Here is a 16,204-nt window from a genome sequence, read left to right on the forward strand (position 1 = left end):
AGAGGCGGATCGTCTCAATTTTGCCTGCATTGACATAAAAAAGGCGCCGGCAGCGTTGCTATTGGCTGTGGCGCGCGCGCCCGAACGACCGCCGCAAATTCGTTCCCGATGCGACACTATGGCGGTCTTCTAAATTTGCGCTTGACACTTGTGCGCCGCAGCAATACAACAGTGCGACGCAGCGAGAGATTGTCTCGCTCCGTAGCCCTCCTTGGGCGTTTCCTCCCTTGACTTGGGCCGCTGGCAGTTACCGGCGGCCCTTTTTTTTCGTCATGGCGTGGAAAAAGCTCCCCGTCACGAGGCCTTCGCGCAGGCCGGCGGGCCGCTCCTCCTGCGAATAGGCGTCTGTAACCGCCGCAAAGGGCGGGCCCTTCTCGCTCACTATGGTGGCGTAGTGGAATTCGTGACCGGCGAGTTCATCGCCCGCCGCGCCGAGCGCGCAATCGGAGGAAAGGCGCGCGCGTCTGTAGCCCAAATTGAGTTTGCGCTGCGCAAAACTCGTCGCCAGATCGAGCAGGCCGGCCATCGCGTGAACGCGCCCTTCGGCGTCGGTCAGCGTTCGGCCGAGCGTCATATAGCCGCCGCACTCGCCATGGACCGGGCGCGTCGCCGCAAAGCGGCGAAGACCCTCCAGAAAACTCCCCGCCGCCGCGAGCCTTCCGGCGTGCAGCTCCGGATAGCCGCCGGGGAGCCAGCAGGCGTCGCAATCCTCGGGCGGCGCCTGATCGGCGAGCGGCGAAAAGAAAGCGATCTTTGCGCCCGCCTCGCGCCAGGCGCGGCAAAGATGCGGATAGAAGAAGGAAAAGGCCTCGTCTCGCGCCACCGCGATGCGTCCGCCCGGCGGCCGCGGAACGTCGAGCGGCCCGCGCGCGACGCCCCTCGGCCCGCCGGCGGCGGCGGCCAGCAGCGCGTCGAGGTCGACATGGGCGTCGATGCGATCCGCCAGCCGATCGAGCAGGGAAGCGAGTTCTCGCGTCTCGCCCGCCTGCACCAGCCCCAAATGGCGCTCGGGCAGGGCGATCCCGCCATCGCGAGGCAGGGCCCCGAAGACTTTTATGCCGACCGCCTCGATCGCCTCCTGCGCGAGCCTGCGATGGCGCTCGGAGCCGACGCGGTTGAGCAGCACGCCGGCGAGCTTCACGCGCGCGTCATGGAGAGCGACGCCGCGCGCGATGGCCGCGGCGCTCTGCGCCTGTCCGGAGACATCCATGACCAGCAGCGTCGGCCAGCCGAGATGGGCGGCGATATCGGCGGAGGCCCCGGTCTGCCCCGGCGCGCCGGGAGCGCCGTCGAAAAGGCCCATCGCGCCTTCCGCGACGACGATATCGGCGTCCTCGCTCGCGCGCAGCGCCAATTGGGCGAGAAGCTCGGGCTCCATCGTCCAGGAATCGAGATTGAGGCTGTCGCGCCCGGTCGCGGCGGCATGAAAGGCGGGATCGATGTAATCCGGCCCGCATTTCACGCCGCAGACGTGGAGGCCTCGCCGCGCCAGAGCGCGCATCAGCCCGAGCGTCACCGTCGTTTTTCCGGCGCCGGAGCGGACGGCGGCGACGAGAAGTCCGGGCGCGCTCAGCTTCGCGCTCCGGTCGGGCGGAAGCGCCGGTCATAGCCCGCGTCATAGAGCGCGCTCTCGCGGAAGTCCTCGGCCGCCAACGCAGGGCCGACGAGAATGAGCGCTGTGCGCTCCATCGGCGCGGCCCCGGCCAGCCCCTCGATCGTCGCCAGCGTTCCGCGCACAATGCGCTCATCGGGCCAGGAGGCGCGATAGACGAGCGCAATGGGGCACTCCGCGCCATAGAAGGGCGCGAGCTCCGCGACGACGCGGTCGAGCGCATGGATGGAGAGGTGAATCGCCATCGTCGCGCGCGCCGCGGCGAAGGCGGCGAGCGTCTCCGTCGGCGGCATGGCCGAGGCGCGGCCCGAGGTGCGCGTCAGCACGACCGATTGCGCGACTTCCGGCAGCGTCAGCTCGCGTTTCAGCGCGGCGCTGGCGGCGGCGAAGGCTGGCACGCCGGGCGTGATGGTGTAGGGAACGCCGATCGCCTCGAGCCGCCGCGTCTGCTCGCCGACGGCGCTCCAGATGGAGAGATCGCCGGAATGGAGCCGCGCCACCTCGAGCCCGGCGGCGTGGGCGTTCTGCATCTCGGCGATGATGGCGTCGAGCGAGAGCGGCGCCGTGTCGACGATGCGCGCGCCCTTTGGGCAATGGGCGAGAATCTCCGGCGCGACCAGCGAGCCGGCGTAGAGACAGACGGGGCAGCGCGCGAGCATGTCGCGGCCGCGCAGCGTCAGCAGATCGGCCGCGCCGGGGCCGGCGCCGATGAAATGTATGGTCATGGGCTTTCGTCTAGCGCATTTCGCGCTATCGCGCAGGTCGCATGCGCGCTTGTGATGCGCGGGCCGAGGAGCAGGCTTCCCGGCCCGGCGCCGACGAGCGCCGCCGCCTCCGCCACGCTGCCGACGCCTGTGAGCGCCGCGACGCGGGGCGAGCGGGTGAGCAGCTCGTCCTCGCGGGCGAGGAGGGCTGCGAGAGGCAGGAGGACGAGCGGCATATTCAGCAACCGCGCCGCCTCATGGAATCCCTCTTCGCCGCGTTTCGATTCGATGGTGAAGAGCGCCTTCTCGACGCGCCACTCCTTCTCCCACTCGTGGGAGAAGGCGGCCTCGCGAAGCGCGGTCGGATGAGGGTCCTTTCCGCTCGTCTCCTCGAGACGCTGGCGGCGCGACGAGCCCTCATCCGACCCGGCCATAAGCCCGGCGCTTGCGACGGGCGTCCTCACGGACGCCCTATGGCCGGGCCCCCTTCTCCCGCAGGCGGGAGAAGGGGCGCGCGCATAGGTTTCGCAAGCCTTCTGGATCAGCGCGACCAGCTCCTGCGCGTCCACGCCGCTGCGCGCGCCGATCCCTATGGCGTAGCGCGCAACGGGCCGGCACGCGCTCAATTCTTCGCCGCCCGCCATTGCAGCACCGGCAGCGCCGGCTCCAGCGCATGATAGGCGCCGATCGGGCGCGCTTTCGAGATCGCTATGTTCACGAGATCGCCGCCCTTGCGTCGAAAAGCGTCGATCAGCAGCGCCTGCGTCTCGATCGTCACCGCATTGGCGACGATGCGTCCGCGGGCGGGCAGCGCGCTCCAGGCGGCTTCGATGGCCTCCGCATCGCCGCCGCCGCCGATGAAGATCGCGTCCGGCGTCGGCAATCCGGCGAGCGCCTGCGGCGCGGCGGCTTCGACGATCTCGAGATCGGGAACGCCGAGCGAGGCGGCGTTGCGCGCGATGCGCGCGGCGCGCGTCGCCTTCTGCTCGATCGCAATGGCGCGATTGGCGGGATCGGCGAGCATCCATTCGATCGCGATGGAGCCCGAGCCCGCGCCTATGTCCCACAGGCGCTCGCCGCGGCGCGGCGCGAGCGCCGCCAGCGTCACCGCGCGAATGTCACGCTTGGTGATCTGCCCGTCATGCTCGAGCCAATCGTCCGGCAGGCCCGGCGTCAGCGGCAGAATGCGCGCATCCGGCCCCGCGACGATCTCGACGCCGATGGTGTTGAGCGGCGCGATGTCGCGAAGCGAGAATTCATGCGCGAGCGCGCTGCGGACGCGCTCCTTCGGCCCGCCCATATGCTCGAGCACATGGATGATCGAGTTTCCCATGCCGAGCGCCGCGAGATGCGCGGCAAGTCGCGCGGGCGTCGTCTCGTCCCAGGCGAGGATGAGCAGACGGCGTGAAGGCTGAAGATGCGGCGTCACGCGCTCGAAGGCGCGGCCATGCAGCGAGAGCAGCGCGCAATCCTGCTGGCTCCACATCAGGCGCGCGGCGGCGAGCGCGAAGGAGGAGGGCGCCGGAACACAGAGGATTTCCTCCGCCGCGATATGGCGCGCGATCATGTCGCCGACGCCGAAGAAGAAAGGATCGCCGCTCGCCAGAACCACGGTCGGCGCGCCGCGCCTCGCGCAAATCGTCTCCATCGCGGCGGAGAGCGGCGACGGCCAGCGCAGCGTCTCGCCTTTTTGCGGGCCGATCAATTCGAGATGACGCGCGCCGCCGATGATGAGCGAAGCCTCGCTGATGAGAACGCGCGCGGCGGGCGTCAGCGCAGCGATCCCATCCTCGCCTATGCCGATCAGAAAGAGCCAGCGCGCCGCGCTCATAGCGCCTTCCGCGATGTGTAGACGAAGGGGCGCGCATTGTCGCGCGGGATCAGCTTTGTGCCGCTCGCGCCGATGAGCACGAGCGTCGACATGTCGACGACGCTCGGATCGGCTCGCCCGAGCGTGGTGACGACGATGTCCTCTTCCGCGCGTCCGACGGATTTCGCGAAGACGACGATGCGATCCTCCGGCAAGGCGCGGCGCAGCAGCGCGAATGCGTCGTGAATGCGCTGCGGCCGCGCGCGCGAGGCGGGATTGTAGAAAGCCATCACGAAATCGGCGCGCGCGGCGAGCTCGAGCCGCGCGGCGATCGTCTCCCAGGGCTTCAGATTGTCGGAGAGCGAGATCACGCAGAAATCATGGCCGAGCGGGGCGCCGAGCCGCGCCGCCGCCGCCTGCATGGCGGAGATGCCGGGCAGAACTTCTATGTCGAGATCGCGCCAGGCCGGATCGCCAGTGTCGATCGCCTCGAGCACGGCGGCCGCCATGGCGAAAATGCCGGGATCGCCGCCCGAGACCACGGCGACATTGCGTCCGCTCGCGGCGAGGCGCAATGCTTCTTCGGCGCGCGCGATCTCGACGCGATTGTCGCTGGCGATGCGCGTCTGTCCGGGCGTGACGGGAACGCGCGCCACATAGGGCGCATAGCCGACGATATCCTGCGCCGCGCGCAGCGCCTCTTGCGCCTCCGAAGTGAGAAAACGCTCGTCGCCCGGCCCCAGGCCGATGACAAACAGGCGGCCGCTCGTCATGGTCGGCGTCCGTTGCCGGGAATCAGGACGAGCGCGAAATAGGGCGCCTCGTCGTCGCGCTTTTCCGCGAAGGGCATGATTCTCTCGTCCGCCATCGTGCCGCGCTCGACATAGATCGCGCGCTCGACGAGCTTCGCATCCGCGAGCGCGAGGCGCAGCTTCGCCAGATTGCCGCCGAGCTTCATCACCACGGCGGCGTCGGTCGAGGCGAGCCGCGCGGCGAGCGTCTCGCGCGGCAGAGTGGCGGGAATGACGGTGAGCACATCGTCGCCCCAGGTCATCGGCTGGCGCGCCGCCGCGAAACAGCCGGACATTCCGGAGACGCCTGCGCAGACCTCCACGCGAAAGCGCGGCGACAATCGCGTCTGCAGATGCATGAAGGAGCCATAGAGCATCGGATCGCCCTCGCAGAGCAGGGCGACGTCGCGGCCGAGCGACAAATGCAGCGCGAGGCGCGCCGCGCTGTCTTCATAGAAAGCGGCGAGCGCGGCGACATAGTCCGGATGATCGAAGGGGATTTCCGTCGTCATCGGATAGGCGAGCGGAATTTCCTCGCAATCCTTCGCGAGAAAGCGCGCGGCGATGGCGCGCGCATGGCTCGGCTTTCCGCGCTTGGAGAAATAGGCGACGACCTTGGCTTCGCTCACCAGCCGAGCGGCTCTCAGCGTCATCAGCTCCGGATCGCCGGGGCCGAGGCCGACGCCGAGAAGCGCGCCGAGCGCGATGCGCGCATCGTCTTCGGCGCGCAGATTCGCATCGACGATATTCATTCTTTCTCGCTCGCCAGCGCGTTGATCGCAGCCGCCGCCATGGCGCTGCCGCCCTTGCGGCCGCGCACGACGGCGGTCGGAACGCGCCCGTCGGCGAGCGCCGCTTCTTTCGATTCCGCCGCGCCGACGAAGCCGACCGGCATTGCGATCACCGCCGCCGGAAGCGGCGCGCCCTCGTCGAAGAGCTCGAGCAGGCGGAACAGGGAGGTCGGGGCGTTGCCTATGGCGACGACGGCGCCGGCGAGCTTGTCTCGCCACAGCTCCATCGCCGCGGCGCTGCGGGTCGTTTTCATCTCTTCGGCGAGCGCGCGCGTGCGCGGATCGGCGAGCGTGCAGATCACCTCGTTATCGGCGGGCAGGCGCGCGCGCGTGACGCCATGTGCGACCATATTGGCGTCGCAGAGAATGGGCGCGCCGTCGCGCAGCGCCGCGCTCGCCGCCGCCGCCATGCCGGGCGAAAACACGATGTCGTCGGCGATCTCCACCATTCCGCAGGCGTGGATGATGCGCACGGCGACGCGCTCCTCCTCGCGCGAGAAGCGCCCGAGCCGCGCTTCCGCGCGGATGATGGCGAAGGAGCGGTCGTAGATCGCGGCGCCGTCGCGTAGATAGGTCAATGCGCCGGACATGAATGCGCCGGACATGGCGGCTCCTGTTTCGTGCTCGCGCGCGCGATGCGCGCGTCCAACGCGTCTTCTATTTCACTCGCGCCGAGGCCGCGAAGCGCCGGCGCGTCGCTCGCGCGCCCGTCCTCGACGAGATCGAAGCCGCGCGGCGTCGCCGTCAGCGCGACCTTCGCCGCAGCGGGACAGGCGCAGCCCTTGGCGCAGCCGGATATGTGCAGCTTCGCGCCGTTCGACGCAAGCCGCGCGGCGAATGGGGCGAGGCGCTCGGCGAGCGCGCGGGTCGGCGCATGCGCCTGCGGGCATTCCGGCGCGCCGGGGCAGGCGATCACCGCGAGGCGGGGATCATTCGAATCGACGATCAGCCCGCGCCGCGCGGCGGCGTCGACGATCCTTTGCGCCGCCTCCCCCGTAGGGCAGGGCAGCAGCAAGGCGCGCCAGGGCGTGAGGCGCAATTCGCCGAGGCCGTGGAGCTCCGCGAGCTTTGCGAGTTCTGCGAGCTCGTCGGCGCGCAGGCGTCCCGAGGACGCGCCGACCCCGGCGTATGCGCCCTCTCCGGCCGCAGGCGAGGGAGGGCCGGGGAGGGGGCGAACGCCGAAAATCTCCGCGGCCGGCGCCGCATGGCAGGAAGACCGATAGGGCTGTGGGTTCAGCCTCGCCGCTTTCGCCAGCGCATCGAGGCCGAAAGCGGCGACGACGCCGCGCATACGGCGCAATTCGAATTCGCGGCCTTTGCGCAAAACGAGAAAAGCGCGGGCGAGCGCGAGCGCGATATCGGCCGCCGCATCGGGCTCCGCGAGAAAGGCGTATTCGCGCGCGCCGTCCGCGATGACGGCAATTTTTTCGTCCTGCCCTTCGAGGCGAATGTCCATCGCCGAGGCGACGAGGCCGAGCGCGCCGCCGTCGTCGACGAGAAAGCCGAATTTGCCGGGCAGCGCCTGCAATACTGCGTCATTCGACAGCGCCTGCGCGAGACGCTCGACGAGAGCGCTCGCCCGCTCGCCGGCGAAAGGCGAGACGAGGAAATTGAGCACGCTTTCCGTCGCAGCGTCTTTTGCGAGCAGGCCGAGCGCGAAGAGGCGACGCTGCGCCTCTTCGAGCCGCGCTTCGCCAATGCCGCGCAATTGCAATTGCGCGCGTTGCGAGAGATCGACGAGGCCATTGCCGCAGTCGCGCGCGATGCCTGCGATCTCGCGCGCCTGATGCGCCGAAAGGCGCGGCTGCAGAGTTTTCGCGCGCAACAGCAGTCCGTCGCCGCTCTGCATCGGCCGCAGCGCGCCGGGGCACCAGCCTTGGATTTTCGGCGCGGCGGTCATTGCTTTGCCCCGTCCCCGAGCGCCGCCGCGACGCTGTTGCGCCGCGTGCCCCAGAAGCCGCGCGCGATGGCGCGGCGGAAAATATCGCCGATCGCTTCCGCCGCGCGCGGATTTGCCGCCAGCAGAAAATCGCGCACGCGCGGCGCGCCGAGCGTCGCGTCGAAGATCAAATCCCATTGCGCGTCGCGCACCAATCCTGTCGTCGCGGCGAAGGCGAAGAGATTGTCGATCGTCTCGGCGATCTCGGCGGCGCCGCGATGGCCGTGGCGCATCTGCCCTTCTATCCAGCGCGGATTGGAGGCGCGGCCGCGAATGACGCGCGCGATCTCTCGGTCGAGCGAGCGCAATTTCGGCGCGGCGGGACGCGTGGCGTCGATATGGACGATTTCCGCCGCGCCGCCGAGCGCGCCATTGGCGGCGGCAAAACCCCCTTCGAATTCCGCGAAGGCGGCGCCGGTGAGCACATCGGTCTCCGCCATGTCCTGCACATGCACCAGCGCATCCGCGGCGCCGACGCGCTCGCCGAAGGCCTCACGTGCCGGCGCGCTCTCGCCATTGCGCGAAAACGCGTGGCCGCCAGCGGCGAGAAAGGCGCGGCCCAATTGCTCGCGCGTTTGCCCGCACGAAATCGCCTCCGAAAGGCCGAGGCCGTAAGTCCCCTGCGCCGCGCCGAAAATGCGCTCCGGCGAGCGGCCGGCGCGACGCGCTGCGGCGAGCGGATTAGACTCGTCGTCCTCGTCGAGCGCGGCGACGGCGGCGACGGCGTCATGAAAAAGCGCGATGAGGCCGGGGAACATGTCGCGGAACAGCCCCGATATATGCAGCGTGACGTCGACGCGCGGAAAATCGCGCTTGGCGAGCGGCTGAATCTCGAAGCCGGACACGCGCGCGCTCGCATGATCCCAGAGCGGGGCGACGCCCATCAGCGCCAGCGCCTGCGCGAAATCCTCGCCGCCGGTGCGGATCGTCGCGCTGCCCCAGAGATCGAGCACGATGTTGCGCGGCCATTCGCCATGCTCCTGCGCATGGCGCATCATCACCTCGCGCGCCGCGCGGGCGCCGATGTCATGGGCCGTGCGCGTCGGAACATGGCGCGGATCAATGCAGAAGAGATTGCGTCCCGTCGGCAGCACGTCGGCGCGCCCGCGCGAGGGGGCGCCCGCCGGCCCCGGCTCGACGAAGCGTCCCGCAAGCGCGCGTAACAGCGCGTCGGTCTCGGCTTTTCCGCACGGGCCTTCGCCGAACACATGCAGCCCTTCGCCGACGCGCATCTCCTTCACGTCGCAGAGCCAGGCGTCGAGCCGCGCCAGAGCCTCGGCGCGATCGGTTGCGCGCGTGACGCCGCATTCTTCCGCGAGGCCGCCGCGTTCCGCTACATCGAGAATCGTCTCGGCGACGAGCCGCGCGCGGCGGGGGTCGAGCGTCGCCGCGCTCGCATATTCGTCGAGCAGGCTCTCGATCTCCTCCGCCTCCGCGGCGAGGCCGGCTTCGACGAGCGGCGGCGTCATATGGCCGATCGTCACCGCGCTCGTGCGGCGCTTGGCCTGCGCCGCTTCGCCGGGGTCATTGACGATGAAGGGATAGACGAGGGGCGTCGGTCCGAGCAGGACCTCCGGCGCGCAGGACGGGCCGAGCATCACCGACTTGCCGGGCAGCCATTCCAGCGTGCCATGCGTGCCGAGATGCATGAGCGCGTCGATGCGCCGGATATGCCGGAGCCACAGATAAAAGGCGACATAGGCGTGGCGCGGCGGAAGCTCGGCGTCGTGATAGGTCGCGCGACGCTCCGCCCTGCTTCCGCGATCCGGCTGCAATGCGACGACGAGCTTGCCGGTCTCGAAGCAGGAAAAGCGGAAGGCGCCGTCGCAGAGCGCGGGATCGTCCTGCGGCGCGCTCCAGGCGGCGAGCAGCGGATGCGTGAAATCGTCGGGAAGAGCGGCGAAGAGGCGGCGATAGTCGTCGAGCGGCAGCTCGGCGAAATGCGCGCCTTCCTCCAGCGCGCGCATCAGATCGCCGGCAGCCTCTCGCGATCGCAGGGCGGGATGAGAATCGCGGAGGTCGTAACCCGCTTCGCGCAGCACATCGCAGATAGCGATCACGCTTCTCGGCGTGTCCAGCCCGATCGCATAGCCGCCGCGTCCGCGCCGCGCCGGATAGTCGGAGAGCACCAGCGCGAGGCTCTTTTCTCGATCGTCGAGACGGCGCAGACGCGCCCAATTGCGCGCGAGCGCCGCGACATGGTCGAGGCGCGAGCGCTCCGGCGCATGGCGAATCTCGTCGAATTCGCTCGCGGCGTAGAGACGCGTCTGCGCCTTGAAGGAGATCGCGCGGGTGAAGATGCGGCCGTCGACCTCCGGCAGCACGACATTCATCGCGAGATCGGCGCCATTGGCGCCGCGCTTGGAGCTCTCCCAGGCTTCGCGCGTCGAGGTCGCGAGCGCGACCTGCAGAACGGGCGCGTCGGCGCGGTCGAGAATCGAGCCGCCGTCCGCGCGTGCGGAAAACGCCGTCGCGTTGAGAATCACATCGGGGCGAAATTCCGCCAGCGTTTTCGCGAGACGCTCTTCGCAGGCGCGGTCCTTGAGACTCGAGACGAAAAGCGCCTCCACGGCGAAGCCGCGCGAATGCAGAGCATCGGCGAGCGCGACGATCGGCGCATGATCGCCGGCGAGCCAGGCGGAACGATAGAAGGTCAGAAGCGCGCGGGGCGCAGTTGCTCGGGTCGAGGCTCCCTCATCCTGAGGAGCGGCCGAAGGCCGCGTCTCGAAGGAGGAGGGAGCCGTTTCGCGGCGCGTTTTGGAGCGCCCCCTCGTGCTTCGAGACGGTCGCTTCGCGACCTCCTCGGCATGAGGGGGAGGGTTGGCGCCAAGGACGGCGCGGCAGGCTTCTTCGCAGCGGCCGGCGAGCGGGACGGGCGCGCTTTCGCGCCAGGGCGTGGGCGTTCCGGCGAGAGTCGCGGCGAAACCGAGGAGGGAACGCAGATTCTCCGGTCCGCCGTCGCGCAAGAAGGACCAGATGCGCTCGAGGTCTTCGGGCGGAACGGTGGAGGCGCGCTCCAATCGCTCGTCGCGATGCGTATCGCCCGGGACGATGGCGAGCGCGAAACCGCGCGCTCTCGCGGCCGTGGCGAGCTCGTCGACGCCATAGGTCCAATAATCCTTGCCGCCGAGCAGGCTTACAATGACGAGCCGCGCATGACGCGCGACCTTGTCGATATAGAGATCGACCGAATAGGGATGTTTCAGTCTGGCGAGCGAGGCGCAGCGCAGCGAGGGAAGCGCGGGGTTCTGCTCATGCAGCGCGGCGAGGAGGCCGAGCTCCGCGTCGGAGAAGGACAAGAAGACGATGCGAGCCGGAGTCTGCCCGAGGTCGACCGCCGCCTCATTGTCGTCGAGGCCATGGAGATCGCGCGCGAGCAGATGCATTTTCAGCCCTCAGCTCGTCAGCATGGCCGTCACGCCTGCGCGGTCGAGACCCTTTTCGCCGATGACGACGAGGCGGCTCGCGCGATTTTCGTCTGTGCGCCAGGGGCGGTCGAACTGATGACGAAAGCGCGCGCCGACGCCCTGCACCAAGAGCCGCATCGGCTTGCCGATAATCTCGACGAAACCCTTCATGCGCAACACGTCATGGGATTCGGCGACGCGCGCCAGACGCGCGATCAGCTCGGCCGGATCGCGCGCGGGCGCGATCTCGACGACGAAGCTCTCGAAATCGTCGTGGTCGTGGCCCTCTTCCGTGTCGTGATGCGAGGGGCGGTTGGCGAGATCGTCCTCCGCCGCCGCGCCGAGGCCGAGCAATATGGCCGGATCGAGCCTTCCCTCGCTCGCGCGCAGGAGCTTTGCCGCGCGCGGCGCCGTGGCGCGGATCTGCTCGGCGACCTGCGCCTCTTCCGTCTCGCTCATGAGGTCCGTCTTGTTGAGCACGATGAGATCGGCGCAGAGGAGCTGATCCTCGAAGACTTCCTCGAGCGGATTGTCATGGTCGATCGCGAGGGTCGCCGCGCGCTCTTTCGCGATGGCGTCGAGATCGTCGGCGAAGCGGCCCGCCGCCACCGCCGGGCCGTCGACGACGGCGATGACGCCGTCGACGGTGAGATGCGGGCGGATGGTCGGCCATTCGAAGGCCTTGACCAGAGGCTTCGGCAGAGCGAGGCCGGACGTCTCGATGATGATATGCTCGGGGCGGTTCGGATGGGCGAGCAGCGCCTCGATCGCCGGCGCGAAATCATCGGCCACGGTGCAGCACAGGCACCCGTTGGCGAGCTCGACGATATTCTCCTCCGGGCAATTCTCCACGCCGCAGGCGCGTAAGATGTCGCCGTCGACGCCGACATCGCCGAATTCATTGATGACCAGCGCGAGGCGCCGCCCACGCGCCGTCTCGAGGATGTGGCGAATAAGCGTTGTCTTGCCGGCGCCGAGAAAGCCGGTGACGATCGTCGCGGGGATTTTCGCGAGGGCGGTCACGCTGTGGTCTCCAGGCTCGGCTTCGTCGCGAAATAGCGCCAGACGAAGCCGACGGCCGCGCCGACGAGAATCCAGGTCAGCGCATGGACGGCGAGGGCGGCGGCGGTGAAGCGCGCGGCGAGCTCGGCGGGAACCGTGCTCGCGGGAGCGGCGGGCTCGGGCGCGCCGATGAGATGCGGGGCGATCAGCAGAGCGACGCCGAACGCTCCGGCGAGCGGACGCTCGACGCGCAGCAGCGCGAACAGTCCCGCGCCGGTCGCGGCCGCCGTGCCGATCCACCAGAGCTGGCGCGCGGCGAGATCGCCGGCGGCGGCGCCGGGCAGCTCCGGCGCGAGGCCGAGGCTGGTGGCGAGGCCCGTCGAGGCGAAGGCGCAGGCGCCCCAGAGCGCGGCGCGCTTGGGCTCGATCGTCTCGCCGGAGAGGAGCATCAGCGCGAGCAGCACGAAGGCGTAGCCGATCGCGGTGACGCTGGTCGCGACGCTGGTCGCGGCCGTGCGCTCGAGGCCGGGGGCGGGCTCCCAGGCATTTTCGTGCGAGGCGTGCTCTTGCGCCGCGTGCTCTTGCGCTTGGGCTCCGCCATGGGCCTGCTCCGCCGCGGTCTCATAGACCTCGGCGGCGAGGATCAGCGGAGTCGTGGCGACGTGCTGCAGAGCCGCGACCGCGAGCCCCGCGAGCAGGCCGGCCAAAAGGCCGACCGCGAGGAGTCGCTGTATCACTTGGCGTCAGTGGCAGGGGAAGCCGAGCGAATGGCGCGAATCGTGAGCGGCGTTGTGGGCGACGCTCGGATAGGAGAAGCCGGCGAGATAGACGAGCCCGGCGCCGAGCGTGAAGACGACGAGCGCGGCGCGCAGAATCTCGAGGCGGCTCGGGGAGAGAATCGCGTCGGCGGAAAAGGTCTTCGTGGTCATTTTCTGCTCCTCGCCGCCCCACCGGCGGCCTTAGTGGTTTCGCGCGACGGCAGGTCGCATGACGGCAGGTCTCCTGGCTCGCGGGTCGCTGCGCGCGCCGCCTTCCCGGACGTCTTGTCCAGTGGCTTACGGGCGCGCGCTCGCCGCTCACAGTTGCGGGGGCAGCCGCGGATCGGGGCGAGCCCCTACCGCATTCCCTCTTCGCCTCCTTGCGGAGGACCGTCGCCAACAGTCATATGACGGAGACGAGGAGCCGTCAAACGGCATGCGGGGATGTCGGAATTGAGTCGAGTCTGATATGTCGGCTGCGAGGGGTTCACGCGAGGAGTTTGACGAATGTCCGCGCCAGTCTTCCCAAATTCGGATGCATTGGCGGCCGTCTGCCGGCGGCATCACATCCGCAGGCTCTCTTTGTTCGGCTCCGAGCTCGCGGGCTCTGCGCGGCCCGATAGTGACATCGATCTTTTGGTCGAGTTCGAGCCGGAGCGCGAGCCGGGGCTGCTCGGAATGGCTCGCATCGAGAAGGAACTGTCCGAATTGGTCGGCGGACGGCCCATCGACCTGCGCACAGCGGGGGATCTCAGCCGATATTTCCGCGAGGACGTCGTGCGTAAGGCCGAGCTTCAGTATGCCGCCTGACGATGCAATACGCATTCGCCACATGATCGAGGCGGCGGAAGACGCCGGACGCTTCGTCGCGGGGCGTGCGCGCCGCGATCTCGACACGGATCGAATGCTCATCTTCGCGCTGTCGGCGATCGCGTCAGATGATTAACTCCGAGTTTTCGAAGTCATGACCGACAGCGACAAGCCTCTCGAAGAAGACACCGCCCGCCGCCATCGCGAGAAGATGGAGAAGCGCAAGGCCGTCCAGGACGCCGAGGTCGCCGGAAAGACCATCGGCGAGAAGGGCCTGCTGATGGTTCACACGGGCGCCGGCAAGGGCAAGTCGACGGCGGCCTTCGGCCTGGCGCTACGGGCGATGGGCCATGGAATGAAGGTCGGCGTCGTGCAATTCGGCAAGGGCGCCTGGGACACGGGCGAAAGGCGCATCCTCGAGAAGCTCGGCGGCGATGAGGGGCTCATCTCCTGGCACACGCTCGGCGAGGGCTTCACCTGGGAGACGCAGGACCGCGCCCGCGACGAGGCGGCGGCCCGCCGCGCCTTCGACAAGGCGAAGGAGCTGATGGCGGAGGAGTCGATTCGGCTGCTCGTGCTCGACGAATTGTCGATCGCGTTGCGCTATGAGCATCTGCCGCTGGACGAGGTGATCGAGACGCTGAAGATGCGGCGCGGCGATCTCCATATCGTCGTCACCGGCCGCAACGCCAAGCCGGAACTGATCGCCATCGCCGATCTCGTCACCGAGATGACGCTGGTGAAGCACCATTTTCAAGCGGGCGTGAAGGCGCAGATCGGCGTCGAGTTCTAGAGTCTTTCCGTGTTTCATTGAAACACGGAAAGACTTTGTTTTCACGCGTTTCCGAGGCCGAACCGGCGTCCACTTCGGCTGGAAACGCTAACGCCAGGAGCGTGCGCCGGACCCCGCCGCTCGCGCCGCGAGCGAGCGGCGGCATGGTAAAGGGAAGGTTGAAGCTCAGCCGGCGATCGCGTCGAAGACGAGCTTGCCGTTCAGCGCGACGATCGCCGCGGCGATGACGGCGGCGACGGCCGTGGCGCCGCGCGGGGCCACGAGCTCGCCCATCAGCCCGCGCGAGGCGGTGAACCAGACCAGCGGTACGACGGCGAAGGGCAGAGTGAAGCTCAGCACCACCTGGCTCAGCACCAGCAGCCGGCCGCTCCCCTCCTCCCCCGAGACGAGGGTGACGGCGACGGCGGGGATGATGGCGATGAGCCGCGTCACCAGGCGCCGCAGCGCCGGCTTCATGCGCAGCTCGACGAAGCCCTCCATCACGATCTGCCCGGCGAGGGTCGCCGTCACGGTGGAGTTGAGCCCGCAGGCGATGAGCGCGATGGCGAACAGCTTGGCGGCGATCGGCGCGCCGAGGAGGGGCGCGATCAGCGTATAGGCCTCGCCGAGCTCGGCGACCTCCGTATGGCCGGAGGCGTGGAAGACCGCCGCCGCCAGCACCAATATCGAGCCGTTGATGACGAGCGCGAAGAGCAGCGCGAGCGAGCTGTCGAAAATGGCGAAGTCGATCGCCTCGCGACGCTCCGCCGAAGAGGCGCCGACGTCGCGCGTCTGCACGATATAGGAGTGCAGGAAGAGATTGTGCGGCATCACCGTCGCGCCGAGAATGCCGAGGCCGATATAGAGCATCTCGGAATTCTCGAGAAGCGCGCGGCTCGGGACGAGGCCGGCGGCGACCGCGTGGAGATCCGGCTGCGCCAGCAGCAGCTGGCCGCCGAAGGCCAGAGCGATGATCCCGAGCATGGCGACGACGAAGAGCTCGATCTTGCGAAAGCCCAAGCGCTCGAAGGCGAGCACGAGGAAAGTGTCGAGCAGGGTGACGACGACGCCGATGGCGAGCGGCAGGCCGAAGAGCAATTGCAGGCCGATCGCCGTGCCGATCACCTCGGCGAGATCGGTCGCCAATATCCCCGCTTCGGCCAGCAGCCAGAGAGCGACGGAGGCCGTGCGGGGAAAATGGCGGCGGCAGGCGCTCGCGAGATCGAGGCCGGTCGCGAGGCCGAGCCGCGCCGTCAGCGACTGCAGCACGATCGCCATGAGGCTGGACAGAACGGCGACGAAGAGCAGCGCCGTTCCGAATTTGGAGCCGCCGGCGAGCGCCGTGGCCCAATTGCCGGGATCCATATAGCCGGTCGCGACCAGATAGCCGGGACCGAGAAAGATGAACAAGCGGCGAAAGCCGACGGTCTCGCGCGGGACCCGCACCGAAGCGCGCATGTCGCCGCGAGCCGAAACGAGCATGGCGGAAGTCTCGGGCGAGACGGCGTGCATTCGCGGCTCTCCGCTGCGGCCGCCCATGTCCGAGGCGGACCTCCACGGCGACATAGTAGGCCGCTCCCGTCGTGCGCGCCAGCGGGCCTGCGGACGCCTATCTTTTCGGCGGCTCGCCCGCGCCTCTTTCCGCCATGCGCTGGACTGGGTCGTTTCTATGTCGCAATGCGTAGTCGGATGCGTCGCGCAGGCGCCGAACATGCGACGAAACGCTAAAATTTGTGACCTTGTTGCAACAGTCGGCGAGATAGTTTTCCGCGAGCCGCGCAAAGCGCCACATGCCCCTTTTCAGCCAT

At 68.8% G+C, this 16,204-nt stretch carries 15 protein-coding genes and 1 riboswitch; of the genes, 2 read left to right on the forward strand and 13 right to left on the reverse strand.

Features of this window, described 5'->3' with window-relative positions; genetic code table 11:
• Positions 1–247 precede the first annotated feature (247 nt).
• The 12 genes from Mspo_RS12535 to Mspo_RS12590 form a co-directional block, all read right to left on the reverse strand.
• Complete coding sequence (locus Mspo_RS12535; protein ID WP_159730293.1) at positions 248–1,573, reverse strand: cobyrinate a,c-diamide synthase; 1,326 nt, start codon at positions 1,571–1,573, stop codon at positions 248–250.
• Entirely contained in the window at positions 1,570–2,337 is a 768-nt protein-coding gene (gene cobM, locus Mspo_RS12540; protein ID WP_159730220.1) for a precorrin-4 C(11)-methyltransferase, read from the reverse strand. Before cobM ends, Mspo_RS12535 begins: the two co-directional genes overlap by 4 nt.
• Positions 2,334–2,750, reverse strand: a complete 417-nt coding sequence (locus Mspo_RS12545; protein ID WP_244613423.1) for a cobalamin biosynthesis protein — start codon at positions 2,748–2,750, stop codon at positions 2,334–2,336. The genes cobM and Mspo_RS12545 overlap by 4 nt, the downstream gene beginning before the upstream one ends.
• 188 nt (positions 2,751–2,938) lie before the next feature.
• On the reverse strand, positions 2,939–4,147 hold the full coding sequence (cbiE, locus tag Mspo_RS12550) for a precorrin-6y C5,15-methyltransferase (decarboxylating) subunit CbiE (protein WP_159730222.1): 1,209 nt from the start codon (positions 4,145–4,147) through the stop codon (positions 2,939–2,941).
• Positions 4,144–4,899: a precorrin-3B C(17)-methyltransferase gene (gene cobJ / locus Mspo_RS12555; RefSeq protein ID WP_159730224.1), complete on the reverse strand. Its 756-nt coding sequence runs from the start codon at positions 4,897–4,899 to the stop codon at positions 4,144–4,146. The genes cbiE and cobJ overlap by 4 nt, the downstream gene beginning before the upstream one ends.
• Positions 4,896–5,669: a precorrin-2 C(20)-methyltransferase gene (locus Mspo_RS12560; protein WP_159730226.1), complete on the reverse strand. Its 774-nt coding sequence runs from the start codon at positions 5,667–5,669 to the stop codon at positions 4,896–4,898. Before Mspo_RS12560 ends, cobJ begins: the two co-directional genes overlap by 4 nt.
• A complete protein-coding gene (locus tag Mspo_RS12565) occupies positions 5,666–6,298 on the reverse strand; it encodes a precorrin-8X methylmutase (RefSeq protein WP_159730296.1) in 633 nt (210 codons plus the stop codon). Before Mspo_RS12565 ends, Mspo_RS12560 begins: the two co-directional genes overlap by 4 nt.
• Positions 6,283–7,608 carry a precorrin-3B synthase gene (gene cobG / locus Mspo_RS12570; protein WP_159730228.1) on the reverse strand — a complete coding sequence of 442 codons (1,326 nt, stop codon included), beginning with the start codon at positions 7,606–7,608 and terminating at the stop codon, positions 6,283–6,285. Before cobG ends, Mspo_RS12565 begins: the two co-directional genes overlap by 16 nt.
• Complete coding sequence (cobN, locus tag Mspo_RS12575; protein WP_159730230.1) at positions 7,605–11,033, reverse strand: cobaltochelatase subunit CobN; 3,429 nt, start codon at positions 11,031–11,033, stop codon at positions 7,605–7,607. Before cobN ends, cobG begins: the two co-directional genes overlap by 4 nt.
• A gap of 9 nt (positions 11,034–11,042) precedes the next feature.
• Complete coding sequence (gene cobW / locus Mspo_RS12580; RefSeq protein ID WP_159730232.1) at positions 11,043–12,077, reverse strand: cobalamin biosynthesis protein CobW; 1,035 nt, start codon at positions 12,075–12,077, stop codon at positions 11,043–11,045.
• A complete protein-coding gene (locus Mspo_RS12585) occupies positions 12,074–12,793 on the reverse strand; it encodes a CbtA family protein (protein WP_159730234.1) in 720 nt (239 codons plus the stop codon). The genes cobW and Mspo_RS12585 overlap by 4 nt, the downstream gene beginning before the upstream one ends.
• Positions 12,794–12,799: 6 nt before the next feature.
• Complete coding sequence (locus Mspo_RS12590) at positions 12,800–12,985, reverse strand: CbtB-domain containing protein (RefSeq protein ID WP_159730236.1); 186 nt, start codon at positions 12,983–12,985, stop codon at positions 12,800–12,802.
• Positions 12,986–13,030: 45 nt separating this feature from the next.
• A riboswitch (cobalamin riboswitch) is annotated at positions 13,031–13,224 on the reverse strand.
• 97 nt (positions 13,225–13,321) lie between these two features.
• Here Mspo_RS12590 and Mspo_RS12595 point away from each other — a divergent pair.
• On the forward strand, positions 13,322–13,624 hold the full coding sequence (locus Mspo_RS12595) for a nucleotidyltransferase family protein (RefSeq protein ID WP_159730238.1): 303 nt from the start codon (positions 13,322–13,324) through the stop codon (positions 13,622–13,624).
• A gap of 154 nt (positions 13,625–13,778) precedes the next feature.
• On the forward strand, positions 13,779–14,417 hold the full coding sequence (gene cobO, locus Mspo_RS12600; protein WP_159730240.1) for a cob(I)yrinic acid a,c-diamide adenosyltransferase: 639 nt from the start codon (positions 13,779–13,781) through the stop codon (positions 14,415–14,417).
• Between the two features lie 165 nt (positions 14,418–14,582).
• Here cobO and Mspo_RS12605 read toward each other — a convergent pair whose 3' ends face one another.
• Positions 14,583–15,908 (reverse strand): Nramp family divalent metal transporter, encoded by a 1,326-nt coding sequence (locus Mspo_RS12605; protein WP_159730242.1) that lies wholly within the window; start codon positions 15,906–15,908, stop codon positions 14,583–14,585.
• Positions 15,909–16,204 lie beyond the last annotated feature (296 nt).

This window comes from Methylosinus sp. Ce-a6, assembly GCF_009811655.1.
Taxonomy (GTDB): Bacteria; Pseudomonadota; Alphaproteobacteria; order Rhizobiales; family Beijerinckiaceae; genus Methylosinus.